Origin of the sequence: Hyphococcus flavus, assembly GCF_028748065.1 — a bacterium.
Lineage (GTDB): Bacteria > Pseudomonadota > Alphaproteobacteria > Caulobacterales > Parvularculaceae > Hyphococcus > Hyphococcus flavus.
Map to the genome: position 1 here is coordinate 1,625,776 of NZ_CP118166.1, position 18,041 is coordinate 1,643,816.

Sequence of the window (18,041 nt, forward strand, 5' to 3'; positions counted from 1 at the left end):
AAAAGCCCGTAAATGTGAAGTCTTTATTCAGGCCAGCAGCGGCTTTCTGCGCCATCCGGCAGGAAAAACGCGAGTCTTGGGTCATTTTCGAACCGCCGCGATACGGCCCAAAGCGGCGTTCGGCGGATAGGAAAGTCCAGTTCGTTTTCGATGAGGTTTAGGGCGTAAGTATTGTGAATATAGACGCATCGGCCATTATCCAAGAAGGCGCGCGCCGCCGTGGCCGCCTTTTCGAAATTCTTTTCATCGACCGCCATGACAAACGCGCCGTTTCGTTCAGCCGGAATAAAGCTGAGCGGCGTACCTGTTACAACGAGCGCGTCTGTCTTTACCGGCGCGGAAATATCTTCTGCAAGCGCCATTTGCTCCGCACGGGTTCTTTCGTGCCCGATCTCTTCGTAGAGATTGATAGCGACGCCATAAGCAAGCGCGAAGAGTGCGATGCCGGAAGCGATACGTCTTGGCTTCTCACCATAGGGGCGCGTCAGGGTAAAGCAAACGGCGACGGCTACGGCGGCGGCGATCAACCATTGTGGGTACAAAGCTGCAGGCGCAAGGAAGCGTTCTGTCGACTGTCCGACTTCCTGTAACCCAAGATAAAGCGCGGCGGCAGCAACCAAAGCGATAAGTATAGTTTGCCGGTTGGGTCCGGCCTTGGTCGTAAGGGAACGCAACCCCCATGCGCTTAATATCGCCAGAAATGGAACCGCAGGCAAAAAGTATCGCATGCTATAGCTGCCGCCGCCATGCCAGTGACTGAGTGCGTAAAATGCAATCGGCGCCGCAATCGCCAGAAGGCATAGCGACACTGCTCGCACATGTTTTCCCCGTAGAAATGAAAATAACGGCAGAATGATCAGCGGCGCCCAGGGCAAACTTTGAATGAACGCTTTCTTCGGATAACCCCAGAACAGCAACTGTCCAAACTCGTTACGTTCTACGCCAGCCTGATAATAGGCGTCATGGGCCTGCAGGTTAAAAACAAGCACATAAAGGCCGGTAATGGTCCGCCAGGCCAACTCACGCAGAGGCGTGATCGCAATAATAAAAAGCGCGGCGGCAATAGCCCCGGGCGACCAGTATCGGCGGATGAATTTCACGGCTCGGTCGGGGAATTTCGACACATCAACCAGCCATGTCAGGACAACCGCGATAGCTGCGAGCGCTAAAACAGGCAAGTAGCGATCAATGCTGTCAGCACCGCCAGTGGGGCCATAGGAAAATGGGGTTAGGGCGCCAAATTTGATGCTGTTCAGCCAAGCCGAAAAAACTAGACCGGGGGTAAGGCCCAGAACAAGAAAGACGGGCGCTATTCTGTCTGACGGTTTTGCAAAGAGACGCAACCAGAAAAATATGACCAGCGCAGCGAGAACGACATCGACACGGACATTCAGGCCAGCGCCAACCAAGAGGCCGGCCAGAATGTATAGCATGGCCGGCTTGCGCCCTTCACCTTGGTCTTGCGCGACGACAATACAAAAAATGGCCCCAAGCCAGCAGGCGAGCGAAACCATATGAGGCCAAATTCCAAAAGCGTAGGTCGGTGCAAAGCTCGCGGTCGCAAAGATGACTGCTGACCATTGCCCGACTTGCCTATCGTAAAAACGCTTTGCGATCGCAAATGTCAGCCAGATTGATATGCCAAAGCCGAGCGCGTTCATCAGCATCAATCCGTTAACGCCAAGCAGTTTGTAAAACGGCGCCGCGATGAAAGCGTAGCCGCTGGGGTATTGCGGATAGACGGTTCCCTCATGAGCGACTGTCAGAAATTTTGTTAGGGGTGGGCCGCTTTCTATGCCCCCATTTTCGGCGATATGCAATTTGCCATGATCCGCCAGGGCGCGCGCCATGTCGTAGTAGACGCCTCCGTCCACAATGAAGGGGGTCGCGGGCGCAACAAACGCGCCGGCGCATAACAACAACACGATCGCCAATATGGGGAGCGCCGATTTCAACAATATCTCCCGTCTGAGGCCCAAAAGACGTTGCCGGAAAGGCTTAGGCGCCGCTGGTTAACAATATATTGTTTACCAATCCGGGCGAGTGTTCAGACAAAGAATCGCCAGGTGTTTCGCCCATGTCCGAGACTGTCACCATCACGCTGACGCGGTATCGCGAGCCCGATTGGCTGGTGCGCGAAACGCTGGCTTCGCTCGCGGCGCAGGAAGCTGTTGCGGGGGAAGTCATTTTTCTGGACCAGAACTGGTCGGAGTCCTTCGCCAAAGAAGTCGCTGATTTTTCAACCGAACAGTTGTGCGTTCGGGCTGAGCCTTGCGAAGAAAAAGGTCTGTCACACGCCCGAAACCTGGGTTTGGACATATCGAAAACTGACATTGTTTTATTCATCGATCCGGATGCCATTGCATCGCCTAAATGGGCGGCCAAGCTAGCTCAGGCCTTGAACCGGGAAGGTGTCGCAGTTGCCGGGTCGCGAATTCTTCCCGAATGGAAGGGGCGACGTCCTTTAGTAACTCGATCTCGGGTCGTTCTTGATCAGTACTCCGTTCTCGATTGGGGCGAAGGTACAATTGATGCGCCGCGAGTGGTTGGCGCGGGATTTGGCGTCTGCAAGAGCGCAGCACCAACAGAAATCTATTTCGATGAAGCGCTTGGGCGGCGAGACGGAAAACTTTTTGGCGGTGAAGAAAGCGATTTATGCGAACGTATTCGCGCAAAAGGCTTGAACGTCATTTATTGCGGCGGTGCGATTGTTTATCATCAGATTCTGCCGGAGCGGCTCTCATGGCGCTGGGCGTTGCAGCGGCTCTATTTTGCGGGGTTAGGTCGCGCACAGCGCGGCGGAACGCCATCCCCCGCACATCGTCCGGGCTTTTGGGATTTTGCGTTATTGCCTGTTATCCTGCCGTTTTATCTTGCGGGTTATTTAAGGGCGCGTTTGTTTTGCCAGAAGCGAGCAAGGACATCGCGTCGACACGAACGTGAAGCGTTCGCCAGGCAATAACCGCAAAGAGCGCTTGTTGCGTGATAAACGCGGCTGCGGATGAAACGGCCGTTCCGACGAGGCCGAACGCGGCTGTGAAGGCTATACAGGAAATGATATTCACCACGAAAACCGTAAGGCTGGCGAAGGCCAGTAATCTTTCTTTGCCCGCCGCTAGCAGCAGGTCATAGCCGCGTCCCATCAAGGTTGATCCGGCAAAGCCAACAGCAAGAATCGCCACGACTGGCCATGCAGCGGTGAATTCAGCGCCGGTAAAGTAAAACATCACAAAAGCGCCTGCGCCGACAGCCGGTACAAAGAGGAAACCGAGCGTCGAGGACGCCATCAAGCTTTTTCGGATGAGGCTGTGAACCTCCTCTTCTGCCTGGAGCCTGCGAGCGATGGAGGGGGCGAGGCCGGCTGAAACGGCGAACGCAGGAAAAAGCACAAGTTGCCCCAAACGCATGGCGATAGCGAACAGACCGACGGCAACTTCATCCAACATGGCGGCCAGAATCAGCAGTTCGACCTTACCGAATGAAAACATGCTGAGCTTAGCTGCGTTCAGCCATAGCGCGGATTTCAGCCATTTTTTAGAGTCGGTTTTCTTTTCTGTGTTCAAAACCTTGGGACTAGCCTGTTGCACCCAAATCCACGCTGTTGCGCAAGCAGCGGACCAGGCAAAGAGCACCAGCACCAACACGCCTGTTGTTGAGATTGCATCTGTAGCGATTAATGCGATCACGCCGGTCAGCATAACAACCTGTACAATTAAAAACTCAGGGATGTAGGCCGTCATTGCGCGCATCAGCCCACGCAAGGCGCCTTGCGCAAGAGTCGCTAACGCCATAATCGGCGTCAAGATGACAATAAACGGGAGAATTGTTGTGTAAACTGGACCGGCAAAAGGCCTTAGCCCGAAACCAAGACAAAGCGTTAGGGCGCAACCGAGAAGAGTTGCGGTTATCGCCACACGCATCATTCTTTTGAAAACATCAAACTGCTTATCCTGCGTGATGCGCGGTAAGGCAGCGACCAGGAAATGATCGAACCCGCAGCTTCCCACCATGGCGATCAGCGCCGCCGTGCTGACAGCGAGTGCGTAAACGCCATAACCGTCGGCTCCAAGGTAGCGGCCGAGCAAAATAATTGTCAGAAATCCAAGAACCAAATTGAAGATGCGTAATACAAATGCAGAAACTGCGCCCCGCGCCACAGGACCTTGAAACAGGGGACGTTGAATAATCGCCGTAATGGAATTCAGAGAATTCATCGCTAAGCGCTCAGGCGTGCATCTGGTTCAACGTCAAAACGCGCCACTCGTTTTAATGTCACGACGCATTTTTCAGCGTTAGGAAATACCGGGACAAAGCCTTGGCTTTGCAATCTCAGGATTAGAGCCTCTGCCTCGGCGCGGCCTGTATAGTGTGGGTGCAGTTCAAGACATAGAAGATCAATTTCAGTGAGATCAGCTTCTCGAAGGATCTCACATTCAGCACCTTCCACATCCATAATCAGTACGTTCGCGTTGTGTGTCTTTATGGCGTCCCGAAGCTTGATTGCATCAACAACAATCTTTTCCGAATCGGTGGTATTATTGTTCAGCCCGCCTGACCAGAAATTCTTCGGGATAAAAAAGGTAGCCTTCTTTTCTTCCCAATCATCCGAAACAATGGCGGCGTTCATCAGGCTGATTTTTGCGTCATTTAGACAAAAATTGTGGCGTATGTTTTCTATGAGAGCAGGGTTCGCTTCATAAAGCGTAATATTTTTATCTTGAGTAAACTTGCGAGCCGTAAGCGCCGTTAGCCCGATACCGCCGCCGATCTCCAGTATGCGATCACTGGGGCGCAATATTTGCTCCAACGCTTTACGTTCCTGCAGTTCATAGTTGCCGCTCAGGATGCGCCGCGTCATGAATGGAGACCAATTCTTGTAATCGATAGCAATGCGGGTTCCATCCACAACTATAGTTTTGGGCTTCAGCAAGCACCGAAAAAGATAAAGCATGAAGCGCAGACCGCGCATTACAACACTATCAGTGTGCTTCTGAATGTTTCTATCTTTCTTCATGCCGCCCGCCTGAGTGCGTAAGAAACCGCTTCTTTGCTATAACCAGATAGATAACGCCGTGTTCGCCACAGGAATGAAACGAGGGCTGCGGGCTGGGTAATGAGACCGTTCTTTACGGCCCCTGCGGCTAGCCAGCGTGACGCAAGGGTGCGTATCCGTGCGACTTGGCGTGTGTTCAAGCTATGGTGTTCGCAAAATTGTTTTTCCATATCGCAAAGAGCGAGGATTGCCTTCTGCAAATCGCTATTAGTCAAGTCCTGTCCTGTGGGTGCGCCGTAAATCAGATTGAAAAGGTTTGTTATTCCCTCAGCACAACTCTGCGGAAATCTTGCGATAGCATTGTCGATAGCGATGCTGCGTGCTGTAGCGCGTTGGGAAGAAGAGTTTTTAGATGTTACGTTTTGCGTGTGCATTCTGTATTGGAAAAGAACGGCGCCAAGGGCGAGCCCTTTTCCATGTTGCAACAGTTGTTGTGCAAAGCGAAAGTCTTGCGCCGATAGATGTTTCGTATCGTAGGAAATCTGGTTGTCTCGCAATACCGCACGCCGGCACATCATCGCCGGGTGGGTAAACGGCATGCGAAAAAGAGAGATCCAGTCAGTTTCCCAAGCGCTTGTGGCCTCAATATTTTTTTTTAGAAAATTTCCCGCCTCATCAATCACCTGAACGCCACTAGCGACTACAGAATAGTCTGGATGGGTGTCTAAAAATGCCACCTGTTTTTCAAATCTGTGGGGCAGTGAAATATCATCTGCGTCCATGCGTGCGATGTAACTTCCCTTCGCGACCGAGAGCCCGCGATTTAAGCTGCGCGTAACGCCAAGATTATGTTCATTGCATAGAGCCTGGATGCGCAGATCTGACGCTGCAAAGCGATTGATGATTTCGATTGTCGCGTCCGTTGATGCATCGTCGATTATGATAAATTCGAAATCTGAAAAAGTCTGCGTGAGGATGCTCTCAATAGCGCTTTCAATATAACGCTCCGCGTTATATGCAGTCATAACGACGCTTATCATCGGTGATTCTGAATTGGCTGAGCTAGTCTTGGTTATTACATTGCCGTTGTACGCTGCCAGCGTTTCGGCGCAGACCCGTGACCAGCTATAATATTGCCGTGTTTTTTCAATCGATTTTAAAACAAAGGATTGACGGATTTCCGGCTCCCATGACGTGAGTTCTATAATTTTGGCTTTCCAAGCCTTTGCATCGCCAGCAGCAAGCAGAAAACCGGTGACGTCATTGATTACAGCGTCTTTTAATCCAAACAGATCTGACGCGATTACGATACCGCCGTCGGCGGCGCCTTCCGTGGCGCTTAGACCAAACCCTTCGAAGGCGTATGGCTGCATTTCTAAATTGGGAACGATATTCGCAAGCGCTTTGCGCCGTAATATCGAAAGCCGGTTTTGGCGAACGGGGCCGAGGAATTCAACACGATCATGATTGAGAGCGTTGCGTTCTGTTTCATCTATGACAACGCCAGCGACCTTAAGTGTTATGTTGTTAGGTAAATGCGGCAGTATGTTGTTGATAAACCAGCCGCATCCCTTTTGCTGGGTCAGCCTTCCCGTAAAAAGCAAGTAGTTTTCTGGCGTTTCAGCGGCCGGATTTGTTGCTTCTGCGGCAAGCGGCACGACCGAAATTCGCGTGAAGCCATGGCCTTCAAGCAGGTTTGCCGTCGCGCGAGAGTTTGCAATGACCCGAGCGGCCTGCAAGCGTTTCGCGCCGTACCGCAAGTAACTTCGATAAAATTTGGCGCGCCAGCCGGTCCGGTTTGCATAAGCCACATCCGTGCCGTGGGCTGATAAAACAATCGCGGCTTTGCGGTTGAACACAGACGCAATCCACGCCAGCGGCCAGATCGCCATATCGCCGGCATGCACCACATCAAACTTGCGCCCGTGAAGTGCTAGGTAAAATAGTGTCGTCACGCCGAACCATAAAAGCCCGGCTGGGCTTGGCGTTCTTCCATCCGTTCGGCCCGGAAGAAAAATCGTTTTGAGATCGCATTGACGCGCCAGCTCTTCGGCAAGCTGGACCGAATAGGTCTCCATACCGCCAACGGCTGGCGGCCATTTGCGCGTAACGAACAGAACTTTCTTCGCCATAGGGCCTCAATTGGTGGCGTATCGTTAACGAACGCTTACGCCATTGTGGTCGCCAATGTCTTAACGCTCTGTTTTCCCTGTTTGGTTTAGATGGGCCTGAAAGCGCGAGACCATGACAAAGCTCATCATCCAGATTCCCTGCCTTAACGAATCGGAAACCATTGCCGGGACGATCGACGATTTGCCAAAGGCGATCGACGGGATTGATGAGATTGAAATCCTGATCATTGATGACGGGTCAACCGATGACACCGCAGCGGCGGCAAAAGCGGCCGGCGCCCATCATGTGATTTCCAGTGGCGTCAATCGCGGTCTGGCGCAAAGTTTTCAGCGCGGGCTGGACGCATGCCTCCGGCGCGGCGCAGATATTATCGTCAATACGGATGGCGATAATCAGTATAACGGCGCCGATGTGACAGCGCTGGTGAGGCCCATACTTAGTGGGCGCGCTGATGTTGTGGTTGGCGATCGTCAAACAGAAAAGATAGCGCACTTTTCGCCGCTAAAGAAAAAGCTGCAGCGGGCCGGCAGCGCGCTTGTCAGTCAGCTCGCCAACGCCGAGATTGCAGACGCTGTCAGCGGTTTTCGCGCCCTGTCGCGCGAGGCGGCCATGGGCATGACCGTACGGTCGAGCTTTTCTTATACGACAGAGACGCTGATACAGGCCGGGCGGCGCCGTTTGCGTATTGCATCCGTTCCCATACGCACTAACAAGGTTGAACGCCCTTCGCGGTTGTTCCGGTCCATTCCGCAATTTCTGACGCGCACGGGCCGCACGATGCTGCGCGCTTACGCCATGTATGAACCGCTGAAGATTTTCGCCCTCGCCGGGCTTGTGCTCATGGCGCTCGGCGCCATTCCAGTCGGGCGGTTTCTCCTTCATTACTTCATGGGCGATGGCGCGGGCATGATCCAGTCGCTGATTATCGGCGCCGTATTGATGCTCATGGGCGCTATCTCTGCGATGTTTGCGCTGATTGCTGATCTTGTCGCCTACAATCGTCAGCTTCTTGAGCTGACATTGGAGCGCGTGCGCAAGATCGAATACGCCATGGATCAGGCGCCAGTACAAAAGAAACGCATTCCGGTCGAAAAAATTCGTGAGGAGCTGAAGTCCCTGCCGCAGGTTTTCGGCGGCGGGCTGCGCTAGGGGGATCAATTGAAAAAGTCCGTGATAAGCTTTTTAGTTTTGGGGGGCGTGCTCGGCGCCAGCGGCTCAACGTCGCTGGCGCAGGGCCAGTTTAAGCTGCCGCAGCCCGATCTTTCCGTCGTCAGGCAATGCGTGCTTGATAACAGGGGCGACCTGCAAACGGCGGCGCAGTGTTATGCATCCTTTGACTCCATCTGTTTCGACAAATGGTTTGACCATTACAGCGTCTGCCTGCCGCAAGAAGCAGCGTACTGGAGCGATGCGCTGAACAAAGAACTGGAGCGCGCCGGCGCGCCTGAAAAACGCGCGCAGATAAATACAAACATGTCCGTAGCGTGTCCCACCCCCCGTGCGCGGCATCGACAAATATGCGAGGCCCGCTATCTCCGCGATAATACGGTTTTGCTGCATATCCGCCGCACATGGGGACAGGTTCCGGCGGCTGATTAAAGCAAGAACCGGGCGGCGGGCGCCGCGAATCCATGCTATTAATCCGGCATGGCTCACTACGAATATATTCTGTTCGATACGCCGCTCGGCCGGTGCGGCCTGGCATGGGGTCCGGCGGGTTTGCGCGCCGCCAGTTTTGCCCATGAAAGCGATGCGGCGACAATCCAGCATTTGATCAAGCGCGCGCCAGACGCTGTCCCGGTCCAGGATGCGCCGCCCGAGATCGCGCGGCTGATCGAAGATATTATCGCGCTGTTCGAAGGCGCCAAACGCGACCTTTCCTATGCGGCGCTCGACACGGACGGGATCGAGCCGTTCGAACGCTCCGTTATTGAACTGACGAAGCGGATCGGTCCGGGCGCGTTGAAGACTTATGGCGATCTTGCGCGGGCGCTGGGCGATGTCGGGTATTCGCGGCGCGTGGGACAAGCGCTGGGGCGTAATCCGTTTCCCATTGTCGTGCCGTGTCATCGCGTGGTCGGCGCCGTCGGCGCCATGACGGGATTTTCGGCGCCCGGCGGCGCGGATTTAAAGCGCAGGCTGCTAAAAATCGAAGGCGCTTTAGAGCCGGAGCTGTTTGATTGAGATGTTGATTTTCGCTCAGCTTAACCTTTAAGGCTGTTCCGACTTTGCTTTGCCAATTAGAAATTCGGCAATCTCGTTGTGTCCGCCATGAAATGCGTAATCAGCTGCAGTGAAGGATTCGCATTTTTTACTCACTTCAGCACCAAATCCAACTAACAGTTTGACAATCTCCTTGTTGCCGTTACGAGCGGCAATCATCAGTGCCGTTACGTTATCAACAGTTAAGTCGGTTTTTGCTCCCAGAGTGATCAATAATTTAACCGCACCAATATTACCGCTCTCAACCGCAAAGACTAAAGGCGTGGAATATCCCTCAGCGCTTAAGGCATCAGGGTCAGCACCGGCAGCTATTAAACTGCTTATAACCTCTGTCTGATCTGTTACGCTGGCGCGCATTGCGGCCCAATGCAGAGGCGTAAACCCTTTTTCGTCAGGACTCTGGGCGCTAACTCCACTGTTGAGCAGCAGGCTAACTTCATCTGCCCAACCGTTATACGCAGCTGTATGAATTTCGCCCACGGCTTAGTCTATATTGCAAAAACTGCATTTACGGAAGTTAATAGTTGGATGCCTGCTTAAGCAGAATCTACCCCCACGGCCCCTTCCGCGCGCCCTCAAACGGCGACGGGCCGTCCGGGTCGAGGCGAACGCGTCCGCCGCCGTGCATGTCCATCAGCCGGTCTATGCGGTTCTGCGTCGCCGGGTGCGTAGAAAAGAGATTGTCGCGGCCCTTGCCCGACAACGGATTGATGATCATCAGTTGCCCGGTTTCCGGGTGACGCTCAGCCGTCTCGTTGGGAATTTGCGCTGCGCCTTGAGAAATTTTCGCAAGCGCTGACGCAAGCCATTCAGGATGGCCGCAGATTTCGGCGCCCATGCGGTCGGCCTCATATTCGCGGCCGCGGCTGATCGCCATCTGCACCAGCGCCGCCGCCATGGGCGCGAGGATCATGATTGCAATGGCGCCGATAATGCCGCCGGCATTGTTGCGGTTGCCTCCGAAAAACAGCGCGAAATTCGCCAGCATGGTGATCGCGCCGGCGATGGTCGCGGTGATGGTCATGGTCAGCGTGTCGCGGTTTTTCACATGCGCCAGTTCATGCGCCATGACGCCGGCGAGTTCTTTATCATCGAGAATGCGCAACAGGCCGGTGGTCGCCGCGACGGCGGCGTTTTCCGGATTGCGGCCGGTGGCGAAAGCGTTCGGCTGGGCATTATCGATGATATAGATTTTCGGCTCGGGGATCTGTGCGTTTACCGCAAGATCCTTGGTCATCTTCGCATAACGCCGGACAGCGCCTGAGGCGTGGTTTTCGTCCACTTCCTCGGCGCGGTACATTTTCAGCACCATCTTGTCGGAATTCCAGTAGGCCCAGGCGTTCGTGCCCGCCGCGAACAGAAAAGCAAGCGCCATCCCGCCAGTACCGCCGATCATGAAGCCGACCCCCATGAAAAGCGCCGTCAGAGCGGCGAGCAGCATGCCGGTGCGAAGCGTGTTCATCGTTTCTTCCAAGTCCTTTATCCGCGAAAGACGAGACCTTATATGATGCTTCAAGAGGAGTGCTTCAATATGACTGACGCCAAGGAAAATCCGGGCGAGGAAGAGCGGCTGCAAGAGCTGCCCGCTGCGGCGCGGCGCGCGCTCGCTGAGGCCGAGGAACGCCGCAAGGCGCAAAAAGCCGCCGATGGGCCGAAGGAAATCAACGGCCCGAAAGGCGAAGAGCCCACCCGCTATGGCGACTGGGAACGGAACGGACGCGCCGTCGATTTTTAAACCGCATCGAGCGATTTACCGCGCCAGCGCTTCCAATGAGCGAATAAACCTTGCGGGCGCGGCCACGCGACCCTTACCTTTCCCCTGAACCGGCGCCCATAAGCCGGACGTGATAAATTCATGAGAGAAAAGGAGGCTTCGCGTGAAAGCGCGGAGAGGGCGGGGGCCTATGACTGCAATTGAAACAGAAAACCTGCGTAAGCGGTTTCGCGGCGTCAACGCAGTGGACGGCGTCGATTTATCCGTGCCCGAAGGCGCGATATTCGGCTTTCTCGGTCCCAATGGCGCCGGCAAGACGACGACGATCCGCTTGCTGCTCGGCCTGCTGCGCCCTAATCGCGGGCGCATTGCGCTGTTTGGTGAGAACCTCAAAAGCCGCCGTACGAAGGCGCTAAAGTCCGTAGGCGTCGCATTCGAAACGCCCGCCCATTACGAGCATCTTACAGGCCGCGAAAATCTCGACATCACGCGGCGATTGCTCAATCTCGATAAATCGGAAATCGATCGCGTCCTCGAAACCGTCGAACTTAAATATGTCGAAAATCGCCTCGTGCGGAAATACTCCCTCGGCATGCGTCACCGTCTGGGCCTGGCGCGCGCACTGTTGGGGCGGCCGAAGCTGTTGATTTTTGATGAACCCACCAACGGGCTCGATCCCGTCGGCATTCGCGAGATGCGTGAGTTTATCAAGACGCTGCCTGAACGCACAGGCGCAACCGTTTTCGTTTCGTCCCATCACCTTGCTGAAATCGAACAGATGGCTTCCCATGTGGCGGTCATCAATCTCGGTCAGATTGTGTTTCAGGGCGATATGAAGGAGCTGCGCGGGCTGCATGCGCCAAGGCTGGAGCTTGCATGCTCCGATCCGGGCGGGGCGGCGTCGCTTTTGTCCGGCAGCGGAAAACAAACGCAAACGCGTGGTGGCCGGCTGGTGCTGGAACTCGCCAGCGCTGACGAGGCGGAGCGCGAAGCGGCGGAAATCAACCGCCATCTCGTCGGCGCCGGTTTTGACATACATCATTTGGCGATTGCGCCATGGACGCTGGAAGAGCTGTTCCTGCAGCTTGTGGGCGCCAAGCCGACAATCCGCTCCGACGCGGCTTGAGGAGAGAGAAAATGTTTAATTCCATCTATGTCGAACTCCTCAAACTGAAGCGATCGAAAATCATGATCGTCACGCTTGCCGGGCCGGGCCTTGTGGCGCTGTTGTTTTTTGCGCTGCAGGCGAGCGGCGCGAACTTAAGAGCGTGGCCGTTTTATTTCTTTGCCGGGTTCACTGCCTGGGCGACATTCATGTTGCCGCTCACCGCAACGATTATCGCAACGCTTGTGGCGCAACTCGAACACGGTCCGAAAACCTGGGCGCATTTGCTGGCGCTCCCCGTTCCGAAATGGCGCGTGTTTGCGGCAAAGGCGGTGGTGACGCTCGGGTTGATCGCGTTCATGAGTGTGCTCACCGGCGCGCTGCTTGCCTTTGGCGGGTGGCTGGCGGGCCAGCTTAATCCTGAAAACAAATTGATCGATCCGGCGCCGTTGATCGGTCTTGCCGAAACCATGATGACCGATGACGACGAAATGTTCGGCGGCGAGATGGACATGGTGCTGCTCGCCAAGAACTGGAAATGGGCGGTCGCCGAACGGCTTGCCTATATCTATCTGTCGGCGTTCCTGTTGATCGCCGTGCAGCTTTGGGCGGCGTTGAAGTTCCGCAATTTTCTCATCCCCATGGCGCTTGGCGTTGGCGGCGGGTTTATCGCGATCTTCGCCCAGACCTCGCAATACGGGATCTATTTCCCATGGCTGATGCCGTTCAATACGCTTGGCTTTATGCCGGAAAAAGTGACCATGGCGCTGTCCCTGGGGCTCGTGGGCGGGTTCGGCGCGATGTTACTGATGCTGATCGATATGAGTAGAATGCAAATAAAATAACAATATAGAAATACAACTATATTGTTATAATTCAAAATTAATGCTACTTATGCGTGCGTATGTTTCGTACGCTACTGATATTGTTGTTCATGGGGGCCACCCCTGTGCATAGCGCCGGTTTTTCCGGTCCCGCATTTGACGGGCATGCGCTGGGGTCGGTGGAGCGGGTCATTGATGGCGATACGATTAAAATGCGTGTCGCCATCTGGCTCGATCAGGAAATCACTGTTGCGGTTCGCGTCGCCGGCATCGATGCGCCGGAGCTGTTTCGCCCGCGATGTGATGCGGAACGCACGCTGGCGCTCGAAGCGAAAGTTTTCGCGGAAGATTTCCTGAAAAACGGCGAGGCTGAACTAACGGACATTGAACAAGGCAAATACGCCGGGCGCGTCGTGGCGAATATCAATGCAGCAGGGGGAGATTTAGGCGCGGCGCTCGTGAGCGCCGGGCTTGCATCATCGGGAGGGAAAGGAAACTGGTGTTAGCCGCTATCGATAGAAAGTTGTTTCATTCCCGGTAAACGACCACGGTTCGTCAAGGTCAACGCATGACGTGACATCGCCGCGCGCTTCGATTTTCAAGATATCAGGCCCGCCATTGTCACTGCTTTGCTGGCGCTGCAACAGAACGACGCCATTGATCAGCGGACCGATGAAATTCGTGCGCAGCCGCTGATAGCAATGCATCTCATAATCGGTCACGTCGGCGAATGGCGTGTTGATGCGGCCTTCGCCTTTCTCGAAGGAGAGAAAATCTTCAACCGCGCCAGTCGGTGCTGCGCGTCCCGGTTTGCCGCTCGCGCTGGCGATCATTGCCGGTTTCAGTGAGGGCAGGCGCCCATGCAGGGCAAAGATCAGCCGGTCTGGGTCGATCGCATCCGATGAAAGGGCGATCGCGCTGACCTTCGTCGTTGCTGCGTTATGGGCTGCGTCAGTAAACCATGCGCCTTGCGCGGCGTCCGGCGTGTCCACCAGCGCAGTGCGGCAGGTGTTGTCGCCCTTGGCTTTTCTGATGCCCCATGCATCGCCCAGCTTTGCGGCCCAAGCGTCTTGTTGTTCCTTGGGCAGATAATCAAGGGCGCAGCGCGCTTTGGTCGTTTCCGGCGTAATCAGCGCCATCAGGCTCGGGCTGGCGTCAAACACCGCCGCGCGCGCGAAAGAGTTCGTACGGTATCGTTCGGGCCGGGCGAGCGTCGCCGGTTTTGCGCCAAGGTCATGCAGGCCAACATCAAAGCCGTCGCTTGTACCGATGACGTCGCCGGTTTTAACACGTACGCGTGTTTCCAGCGCCATGTGATCGGGCGAACCGAACTCCGAAAACGCGCGCAAGCCGCCGGCGCGCTCCAGCAATCCAACATCGATGTCGTCAATTCGGTCATAATAAAACGAGATGTTCTCACACGATCTGAAATGCACTGTCCATGAAAGCCCCTCGGCGCGGCCGTAAGGGTCGCGTTCCACATGGCGTTCAATAGCGACGATGTCGGCGCGCGCCGGCGCAAGCGCCGTCGTTTCGATGCGCTCAAAAGCTTTTTCGCCTGAGCGGGTGTTGATGCGGATGTAAGGGGCGGGCAACGTTTCGCCGGGCGCGGTGACGCCGCCGAGCGGTGAGACGGAAAGGACATCAGCGACCGGCGCGAACGGTCCGGCAAGCGCCGGCTCGCCGATGGCGCAGGCGCGGGCCGCCATGGGCGCGCCGTCAGCCTTGGCGGCGAAATCAGCCGCGCCCTCGACGAGCTTGGACCCGGCTTTCGGCCACGCAATCGCGGCGCCCAACAGCGCGGCTGTAAACAGCGCTGCGGCAACCCTCGTTGCATAACCGGAATGATGCATAGCCAGACCCCCAAAATCCCCTGAGCCTGATTATCACGCAACCAACCTCTATGCCAAAATCCTATGGCGGCCCGGTTGAGTCAAGCAGCGCCGAGCTGCCGAAAATGGCTTAAAAGCTCGACAAACCGGCGATTATCCGGCTTATCTGGCGCTCCGGATTGGTTAATGCGGGCTCTAGGGACGCGAAAGGCGGGGAAAATGGTGAAATGGCGCGGACGGCGGCAGAGCCGCAATGTGGAGGATCGGCGTGGTGCGGCGGCCGCTGGCGGTGCTGGGATCATCCTCATGCTTTTGCGGTTCATCATCGGCCGCTTCGGCATTCGCGGGATCATTCTCCTCGTGCTGATCGGGGGCGGGCTCTACATGGCGGGCGTCAATCCGCTAGCGCTTCTTCAGGGGCAGACGGGCACGCAACAAGTCGCCGAGCCGGTTGATGATGAGACCTCTCAATTTGTTCGCGTTATCCTTGCGGAGACGGAAGACGTGTGGTCGCAGCTCTTTGCTGAGGCTGGCGGCGACTATCCGGAACCGACGCTGGTGATGTTTTCCGGCAGCGTATCGTCCGCATGCGGATATGCTTCCGCCGCCGTTGGTCCGTTTTACTGCCCGGCGGATCAAAAGCTCTACCTTGACGCCAGCTTTTTTCAGGAGCTAGCGCAGCGCTTCGGCGCGCCGGGCGACTTCGCCGCCGCTTACGTCATCGCTCACGAGGTCGGCCATCATGTTCAGACGGTGACAGGCATCTCGAACCAGGTACGTTCCGCGCAACAACGCGCGCAAGGCGAGGGGGAATCGAACGCTTTGCAGGTGAGGATGGAGCTGCAAGCCGATTGCTATGCAGGCGTCTGGGCGCACTATGCGGACCGTACATCAAACCTGCTCGATGACGGCGATATTGAAGAGGGCCTCGCCGCCGCTGAAGCCATCGGCGACGATACGCTGCAACGAAACGCCGGCCGCCGCGTCACGCCCGAAAGCTTCACCCACGGCACCTCCGCCCAGCGCCAGCGCTGGTTCACCAACGGTTACCGCACGGGCGACGTCGCAGCTTGCGATACGTTTAATGTGAGTGTGCTCTAAACTCACCCCCGCCAGAAGGCGGGCGAGAGGATCACCAGGATCGTGAAAAATTCGAGCCGGCCGAGCAGCATGCCGGCGCTCATGGCGAGTTTCGCGGCGTCAGGCAGGCTGGCGAAATTCCCCGAGGGTCCGACAATAGGGCCAAGCCCCGGCCCAACATTCGCGATCGCCGTGCCTGCTGATGAAATCGCCGTCAGCGTGTCGAGGCCTAGCCCGGCGAGCACGACAGCAAGGCTCGCAAACGTTGCGAAATAAACAAAGAAAAAACTCAACACCGAAACAAAAACGTCATCGGTCAATGGCCGCTGATTATACCGCGCCACAAAAACTCCGTTCGGATGCGCGAGACGTTTGGCGTAAACGACGAGCGCCGCCAGCGCCACCTGAAACCGGAACACTTTCATACCGCAGGAGGTCGACCCGGCGCAGCCGCCGATAAACATGATGCAAAAGAAAAAGCCGACCGCGAACGGGCCCCATGCATTGTAGTCGGTCGTGGCGTAGCCCGTGCCGGTCATGATCGATACGACATTAAAGATCGCCAGCCGAAAGGCCGTAAACGGATCAATATCGTCGAATATGTTCAAAACGCGAAACATCATCAGCACTGTCAACACTGTGACGATGGTGATGAAAAACCGGATCTGACTGTCGGTGAAAAGCCGCTTCCATGCGCCGCGCAGGATCGCTACGAGAAAAATCCCGAACGGCAGCGACCCGATAATCATGAACACAGTGACCACAAGATCAAGCGGCGCGCGCCCGACCGTCAGGAACGCGCCAAGCGATGCGTCGCGTGTTGAAAAACCGCCCGTGGCCACGGTTGTCATGGCATGGTTCAGCGCGTGCCAGGCGGGCATGCCGAAACCCCACAACATGACGAAGCAAAGTGCGGTGAAGAAAAGATAGATCAGCGACAGGGCGATCGAATAATTCGTGGCGTTGGCCATGAATTTTTCCGACGTGTCCCACGCCTCGCTCTTGAAGATCTGCATGCCGCCGACCTTCAGGATCGGCAGAACCGCGAACGCCATGATGATGATGCCGACGCCGCCGAACCATTGCAGCATGGAGCGCCATAAAAGCGCGCCGGGCGGTGCATCATCCAGGTTTGTGACGATCGTGGAGCCGGTGGTGGTCAATCCAGACATGGCTTCGAAAAAAGCGTCCACATAACCGATATCCAGCCCGCCGAGTGCGAGTGGAATAGCGGCGAAAACAACAAGTGCTGTCCAGCTTGCGCCGGTCAGTAAAAAGCCTTCACGGATGCCGATGGAATCAATCCGGCCCCAGCTCGCCGCCGCCGCGCCGCCGCCCATAAAAATCGCCGCCGTGGCGCCGATCGCAAATGACGACCAGTCCGCGCGGTGAACCGCATCCTGAGACAGAAGATCCGTCAGCATCGGGAGCAGCATGGTCACGCCCAGCGCGGCCACAAGCGCGCCCGTAACCAGAAAGACGGGGCGAAGATTCAGCATGGTGTCAGCCGGCCATTAAAGCTGCGAGGAGCCGTTAAGTGCGTGCAGTATTAGTGGACTTGACGCAATTCATGCGGACTGTCGAGGGAGAACGCCGGAATATCGACGTCGAACAGCTCGCCGTCATTGGCTTCCATGCCGTAAGCGCCGACCATCAGGCCCGACGGCGTCGCAAGCGGCGCGCCGGAAGTATATTCAAAGCCTTCCCCGGGACGAATCACCGGCTGCTCGCCGACAACGCCGTCACCAGCGACAACATCGGTCTGTCCGCGCGAATCGGTGATGCGCCAATACCGCGTGCGCAGTTGCACCGCCGTGTTTGATTCGTTGTTGATACGAACCGTGTATGCCCACACATAGCGTGGTTCATCCGGGTCCGACTGGTCTTCAAGGTAATGCGGACTGACGCTGACGCGGATGCCGCGCGTCACGCTTTCATAGGTTTGGCCTTTACGTTCATCCCCGGCCATGGCGCCGCCCTGCAACTCAATCACTTGGAACCCCGCTTTCGGCGACAATCTAATCTGCATCGCGAGAGAACGCCAGCGTTCGCCAAAAATTCAAGCGCCCGGGGAAAAGCATCGCGATGCTGCACGCAAAGGCCACTTGCCATTGGCGCGAGCCGAAGGCAAACGAAA

General features: G+C 56.1%; 18 protein-coding genes. 9 read left to right on the plus strand and 9 right to left on the minus strand.

The genetic code is table 11. The features are described from left to right. Positions 1–23: 23 nt before the first annotated feature. Positions 24–1,955 carry an ArnT family glycosyltransferase gene (locus PUV54_RS07920; RefSeq protein WP_274495086.1) on the minus strand — a complete coding sequence of 644 codons (1,932 nt, stop codon included), beginning with the start codon at positions 1,953–1,955 and terminating at the stop codon, positions 24–26. A 122-nt stretch (positions 1,956–2,077) separates the two neighbouring features. Between PUV54_RS07920 and PUV54_RS07925 the strand changes: the two genes are divergently transcribed. Continuing rightward, a complete protein-coding gene (locus PUV54_RS07925) occupies positions 2,078–2,962 on the plus strand; it encodes a glycosyltransferase family 2 protein (protein WP_274495087.1) in 885 nt (294 codons plus the stop codon). On the opposite strand, the gene PUV54_RS07930 is transcribed toward PUV54_RS07925, so the two are convergent. The 3 genes from PUV54_RS07930 to PUV54_RS07940 are packed head-to-tail and all read right to left on the minus strand — an operon-like array spanning position 2,856 to position 7,125. After that, a complete protein-coding gene (locus PUV54_RS07930; RefSeq protein ID WP_274495088.1) occupies positions 2,856–4,214 on the minus strand; it encodes an oligosaccharide flippase family protein in 1,359 nt (452 codons plus the stop codon). The genes PUV54_RS07925 and PUV54_RS07930 overlap by 107 nt on opposite strands. 2 nt (positions 4,215–4,216) lie before the next feature. Then, positions 4,217–5,014 (minus strand): FkbM family methyltransferase, encoded by a 798-nt coding sequence (locus tag PUV54_RS07935; RefSeq protein WP_274495089.1) that lies wholly within the window; start codon positions 5,012–5,014, stop codon positions 4,217–4,219. After that, the gene (locus PUV54_RS07940; RefSeq protein WP_274495090.1) at positions 5,011–7,125 is read right to left on the minus strand and encodes a glycosyltransferase; all 2,115 of its coding nucleotides are present in this window, start codon (positions 7,123–7,125) and stop codon (positions 5,011–5,013) included. Before PUV54_RS07940 ends, PUV54_RS07935 begins: the two co-directional genes overlap by 4 nt. Positions 7,126–7,237: 112 nt before the next feature. On the opposite strand from PUV54_RS07940, the gene PUV54_RS07945 reads away from it, so the two are divergent. The 3 genes from PUV54_RS07945 to PUV54_RS07955 are packed head-to-tail and all read left to right on the plus strand — an operon-like array spanning position 7,238 to position 9,310. Further along, positions 7,238–8,275 carry a glycosyltransferase family 2 protein gene (locus tag PUV54_RS07945; RefSeq protein ID WP_274495091.1) on the plus strand — a complete coding sequence of 346 codons (1,038 nt, stop codon included), beginning with the start codon at positions 7,238–7,240 and terminating at the stop codon, positions 8,273–8,275. A gap of 9 nt (positions 8,276–8,284) precedes the next feature. Next, positions 8,285–8,725 carry a hypothetical protein gene (locus PUV54_RS07950; protein ID WP_274495092.1) on the plus strand — a complete coding sequence of 147 codons (441 nt, stop codon included), beginning with the start codon at positions 8,285–8,287 and terminating at the stop codon, positions 8,723–8,725. A gap of 48 nt (positions 8,726–8,773) precedes the next feature. Continuing rightward, complete coding sequence (locus tag PUV54_RS07955) at positions 8,774–9,310, plus strand: methylated-DNA--[protein]-cysteine S-methyltransferase (protein ID WP_274495093.1); 537 nt, start codon at positions 8,774–8,776, stop codon at positions 9,308–9,310. A 27-nt stretch (positions 9,311–9,337) separates the two neighbouring features. Here the strand turns inward: PUV54_RS07955 and PUV54_RS07960 are convergent, their stop codons facing one another. Continuing rightward, entirely contained in the window at positions 9,338–9,829 is a 492-nt protein-coding gene (locus tag PUV54_RS07960; protein WP_274495094.1) for an ankyrin repeat domain-containing protein, read from the minus strand. Between the two features lie 67 nt (positions 9,830–9,896). Beyond that, positions 9,897–10,811, minus strand: a complete 915-nt coding sequence (htpX, locus tag PUV54_RS07965) for a zinc metalloprotease HtpX (RefSeq protein ID WP_274495095.1) — start codon at positions 10,809–10,811, stop codon at positions 9,897–9,899. Positions 10,812–10,880: 69 nt separating this feature from the next. Here htpX and PUV54_RS07970 point away from each other — a divergent pair, with 69 nt between their 5' ends. The 4 genes from PUV54_RS07970 to PUV54_RS07985 all read left to right on the plus strand — a co-directional run bounded on the left by PUV54_RS07970 (position 10,881) and on the right by PUV54_RS07985 (position 13,498). Continuing rightward, on the plus strand, positions 10,881–11,084 hold the full coding sequence (locus PUV54_RS07970) for a DUF1674 domain-containing protein (RefSeq protein ID WP_274495096.1): 204 nt from the start codon (positions 10,881–10,883) through the stop codon (positions 11,082–11,084). A gap of 169 nt (positions 11,085–11,253) precedes the next feature. Continuing rightward, positions 11,254–12,189, plus strand: a complete 936-nt coding sequence (locus PUV54_RS07975; protein ID WP_274495097.1) for an ABC transporter ATP-binding protein — start codon at positions 11,254–11,256, stop codon at positions 12,187–12,189. An 11-nt stretch (positions 12,190–12,200) separates the two neighbouring features. Next, a complete protein-coding gene (locus PUV54_RS07980) occupies positions 12,201–13,013 on the plus strand; it encodes an ABC transporter permease (protein ID WP_274495098.1) in 813 nt (270 codons plus the stop codon). Between the two features lie 59 nt (positions 13,014–13,072). Further along, entirely contained in the window at positions 13,073–13,498 is a 426-nt protein-coding gene (locus PUV54_RS07985; protein WP_274495099.1) for a thermonuclease family protein, read from the plus strand. Between the two features lie 3 nt (positions 13,499–13,501). On the opposite strand, the gene PUV54_RS07990 is transcribed toward PUV54_RS07985, so the two are convergent. Beyond that, on the minus strand, positions 13,502–14,845 hold the full coding sequence (locus PUV54_RS07990) for a hypothetical protein (RefSeq protein WP_274495100.1): 1,344 nt from the start codon (positions 14,843–14,845) through the stop codon (positions 13,502–13,504). Between the two features lie 201 nt (positions 14,846–15,046). Between PUV54_RS07990 and ypfJ the strand changes: the two genes are divergently transcribed. Beyond that, a complete protein-coding gene (gene ypfJ / locus PUV54_RS07995; protein ID WP_476625150.1) occupies positions 15,047–15,925 on the plus strand; it encodes a KPN_02809 family neutral zinc metallopeptidase in 879 nt (292 codons plus the stop codon). A 2-nt stretch (positions 15,926–15,927) separates the two neighbouring features. Here the strand turns inward: ypfJ and PUV54_RS08000 are convergent, their stop codons facing one another. Both PUV54_RS08000 and apaG read right to left on the minus strand, forming a co-directional pair. Then, entirely contained in the window at positions 15,928–17,403 is a 1,476-nt protein-coding gene (locus PUV54_RS08000) for a TrkH family potassium uptake protein (protein ID WP_274495102.1), read from the minus strand. A 50-nt stretch (positions 17,404–17,453) separates the two neighbouring features. Then, positions 17,454–17,873, minus strand: a complete 420-nt coding sequence (gene apaG / locus PUV54_RS08005; protein ID WP_420797948.1) for a Co2+/Mg2+ efflux protein ApaG — start codon at positions 17,871–17,873, stop codon at positions 17,454–17,456. Between the last annotated feature and the right edge of the window lie 168 nt (positions 17,874–18,041).

Bases quoted from the DNA above. Each gene is read 5' to 3' on its own strand.
- PUV54_RS07985 (WP_274495099.1), top strand. From the start codon at position 13,073: ATGTTTCGTACGCTACTGATATTGTTGTTCATGGGGGCCACCCCTGTG.
- PUV54_RS07940 (WP_274495090.1), bottom strand. From the start codon at position 7,125: ATGGCGAAGAAAGTTCTGTTCGTTACGCGCAAATGGCCGCCAGCCGTT.
- htpX (WP_274495095.1), bottom strand. From the start codon at position 10,811: ATGAACACGCTTCGCACCGGCATGCTGCTCGCCGCTCTGACGGCGCTT.
- PUV54_RS07930 (WP_274495088.1), bottom strand. From the start codon at position 4,214: ATGAATTCTCTGAATTCCATTACGGCGATTATTCAACGTCCCCTGTTT.
- PUV54_RS07935 (WP_274495089.1), bottom strand. From the start codon at position 5,014: ATGAAGAAAGATAGAAACATTCAGAAGCACACTGATAGTGTTGTAATG.
- PUV54_RS07955 (WP_274495093.1), top strand. From the start codon at position 8,774: ATGGCTCACTACGAATATATTCTGTTCGATACGCCGCTCGGCCGGTGC.
- PUV54_RS07945 (WP_274495091.1), top strand. From the start codon at position 7,238: ATGACAAAGCTCATCATCCAGATTCCCTGCCTTAACGAATCGGAAACC.
- PUV54_RS07990 (WP_274495100.1), bottom strand. From the start codon at position 14,845: ATGCATCATTCCGGTTATGCAACGAGGGTTGCCGCAGCGCTGTTTACA.
- PUV54_RS07970 (WP_274495096.1), top strand. From the start codon at position 10,881: ATGACTGACGCCAAGGAAAATCCGGGCGAGGAAGAGCGGCTGCAAGAG.
- apaG (WP_420797948.1), bottom strand. From the start codon at position 17,873: ATGGCCGGGGATGAACGTAAAGGCCAAACCTATGAAAGCGTGACGCGC.
- PUV54_RS07975 (WP_274495097.1), top strand. From the start codon at position 11,254: ATGACTGCAATTGAAACAGAAAACCTGCGTAAGCGGTTTCGCGGCGTC.
- PUV54_RS07925 (WP_274495087.1), top strand. From the start codon at position 2,078: ATGTCCGAGACTGTCACCATCACGCTGACGCGGTATCGCGAGCCCGAT.
- PUV54_RS07980 (WP_274495098.1), top strand. From the start codon at position 12,201: ATGTTTAATTCCATCTATGTCGAACTCCTCAAACTGAAGCGATCGAAA.
- PUV54_RS08000 (WP_274495102.1), bottom strand. From the start codon at position 17,403: ATGCTGAATCTTCGCCCCGTCTTTCTGGTTACGGGCGCGCTTGTGGCC.